The 501-nt window shown below is 37.9% G+C and carries 1 protein-coding gene, 1 tRNA gene and 1 pseudogene; 2 read left to right on the top strand and 1 reads right to left on the bottom strand.

Features of this window, described 5'->3' with window-relative positions:
* Together B4W83_RS14005 and B4W83_RS14000 are read left to right on the top strand one after the other, a co-directional pair.
* Positions 1 to 129: transposase (locus tag B4W83_RS14005; protein WP_171042143.1), on the top strand; the 129-nt coding region annotated here is incomplete at its 5' end.
* Positions 128 to 256: pseudogene (locus B4W83_RS14000) on the top strand (transposase); the annotation flags it as partial. The gene B4W83_RS14005 and the pseudogene B4W83_RS14000, both read left to right, overlap by 2 nt.
* 147 nt (positions 257 to 403) lie before the next feature.
* Here B4W83_RS14000 and B4W83_RS11965 read toward each other — a convergent pair.
* A tRNA-Asn gene (locus B4W83_RS11965) sits at positions 404 to 477 on the bottom strand.
* Positions 478 to 501 lie beyond the last annotated feature (24 nt).

Raw genomic sequence — 501 nt, 5'->3', positions numbered from 1 at the left:
TTTTTCTTACCTCTACCGCCATATTCACCGGATTTGAATCCTATTGAGCAAGCTTGGGCTATCTTGAAAAAGAAAGTAACAGATTTATTAAGGGAAGTCCCAACTATTTTTGAATGTTTGGAACGCTGATAACGAGAAAATTGTCAATGCCCTTAAACTAGCCTATTCTAACGCCAAACTAGAAGTCACTAATAATCTCATCAAACTTATCAAACGCAACGCCTTTGGTTTTCGGAACTTTAAAAACTTCAAAAAAAATGACGAAATTTGCCCTTTCTCGAGATTAGCTTTTCATCAACCCACTACAGTTGACAAAGAGCCGAAAAATGTCTCGCCTCTAATAACACGAGATAGATTATTATTACATAACAAAAAAAGAGGCCTAAACCTCTTAACTAAATTACTCCGCCAGTAGGACTCGAACCTACGACATCATGATTAACAGTCATGCGCTACTACCAACTGAGCTATGGCGGATTAAAGCTAAGCGACTTCCCTATC

The organism is Streptococcus pseudopneumoniae ATCC BAA-960 = CCUG 49455, from assembly GCF_002087075.1.
Classification (GTDB): Bacteria; Bacillota; Bacilli; order Lactobacillales; family Streptococcaceae; genus Streptococcus; species Streptococcus pseudopneumoniae.
The sequence above is the reverse complement of the archived record's forward strand: the minus strand, read 5'-3'. Positions and strand labels throughout refer to the sequence as shown.